The sequence below is a fragment of the Mesorhizobium sp. M5C.F.Ca.IN.020.29.1.1 genome, assembly GCF_003997375.1.
In the GTDB taxonomy this organism is placed as follows: domain Bacteria; phylum Pseudomonadota; class Alphaproteobacteria; order Rhizobiales; family Rhizobiaceae; genus Mesorhizobium; species Mesorhizobium wenxiniae.
The window spans coordinates 1-1,884 of sequence record NZ_RZSW01000844.1 but is presented as its reverse complement, the minus strand read 5'-3'; the positions used below and the strand labels follow the sequence as shown (position 1 = coordinate 1,884).

Annotated in this window: 1 protein-coding gene and 1 pseudogene; one reads left to right on the top strand and one right to left on the bottom strand. The window is 64.0% G+C overall.

Annotated elements, in window-relative coordinates:
- A pseudogene (locus tag EOA85_RS34195) lies at positions 1–1,206 on the bottom strand (heparinase); the annotation flags it as partial.
- Positions 1,207–1,323: 117 nt separating this feature from the next.
- Here EOA85_RS34195 and EOA85_RS34190 point away from each other — a divergent pair.
- Positions 1,324–1,884 (top strand): cellulase family glycosylhydrolase (locus tag EOA85_RS34190; protein WP_164760096.1); only part of this gene is annotated, 561 nt, incomplete at its 3' end.

Here is a 1,884-nt window from a genome sequence, read left to right as displayed (position 1 = left end):
GCGCCAGACGGAGAGCCCGCCTTGCGTGAACGTTTGCAACCCATGCGACGCCGGTGCCGGTTCCGACGGCCTGCCAAAGAAAAGCGCCCGAAAATCGTGTGGCGCCGCCGCGTTGCCCGGCATCTGTAAAAAGCCACGGATGGCGGCGGCGACGGATCGGACATAGTCCGGCTCGTCCCCGAGCGTCAGCACGCGACCTTCATCGTTGTCGCCAAAGCCGGCAGCTGGGGAGAGCCAAGCGACGAAATTGGCAAATGCGGCCAGACGCGCTTCGACGGGCGAGGGAAACGGCGTTCCGGCCTGGCGTGCCGCAGCGGCGCACAGCAAAATTAGTTCGGCGGTGAAGGCCGCATATGTCGGGGTCTGCTCGGCACCGGCGCCATCGGCGAGAATCTGCTTGCGCGCCTCAGCCAGGAGGGCGCCGCGGACAGCGTTGGATTCGGTCCCCAACGCCAGGCCGATCAGATACTCGCCAGCCAGTTCTGCGACGAGATGGTTGTTGGCGGACGAAAATCGAGAAGGGAACCGCGGCAGCCAATAGGCGCTTGCCGCCAGTATTTCACCCACTTGCTGCCGTGTCGCAGCGCCTAATCGGTCGCCGACGAGGTCCATGGTGACAATCAGGCTGATGGCTCGCAGCGCTACTTCGATGCCGGAGGCCCAGCAAACCCCTCGAAACGGCGGATTGGCTGAATGCCAGCTGTCGATCGCCGCCTCTATGGCCATCCGGGACTGGTCGTCGCCGGCGAGAAGCAGGTGGGCGCCCAGTGGCGGCAACTGCTGCAGCCGGTTGATCTCCCAAACGTATTTTACATCGCCGCGGCCGCCGCCATGGCGAAAATCGATATCGAAAGTATGGGCCTCGGGACCCGGCCAAAACCTGCCGGTCACCGGATCAAGGCGCCAAAGCTCGGGAGGAAACAGCCGATCTCGATCGCGCCGTGGCCATGTCCGCCCAAGTGCGGAAAACTGGCCCCCAAGCGTGTTTTGCGCCGCCGCCGCTATGGCTTGCCGTTGCTCCGGTGTCGCAGCCAGCGCAGCATCGCGCAATCCACGCAGCACCGGGTGCAACTGGGGGGAAGCATAACGCTCCCAGCCGTCGTCGCGGCGGCGCGAAGCGATCCTTCGACGCTGCTCGCCCAGCCGGTGCAACACCTCGGCCGGCTCCATGCTGCGCAACCGGTTGATGTACCAGCCGACTCTCATACGCGCTCCGCCAAGGTTTCGATTCTTATATACCATGCTGTCGAAAAGCCGCACGACGGCAATCCTCCTTTTCCGATCCTGCGGTTAATATCTCCGACCATGATGCGGAGAGTGGCGATGAGAAGGATGGCGTGGGTTGTAGCCTGGGTGCTCGGCATGGCGATAGCCGCCAACGCTGCGCCGATCCAGCTCCAGCGCGGCGTCGGCGTGCATGAATGGCTCAACTGGTCGCCGGTCGAGGACGATGGATCCTACAGTTGGCCGCCCTATCGCAGCGAGGAGGCGTGGCGCGCTGGACATAGGCCGCTCACCGATTGGCCGGATGGCGAAGTGTTTGCGCGCATTCGATCGATGGGCTTCGACTTCGTCCGGCTGAGCGTCGACCCCGGCCCTCTGCTTGCCAGCGAGGGCGCCAAACGGCAGCAGGCGCTGGACATACTTGCCGCAGCGGTCGAGCGGGTCACGTCGGCCGGCCTTAAGGTGGTTTTCGACCTGCACGGCGTCACCCAGGTTCCGGCCTACAGCATGGAGATGATCTATGACGGTGCCGGCAGCGAAGGCGTTGCCAGCTATCGCGAAATGGTTGTAGCGGTCGCCACCATGCTGGCCAGGGTTGGCACCGACAATGTAGCCTTCGAGCCTTACAACGAGCCGGCATACTACCCCTGTGATTCGAGC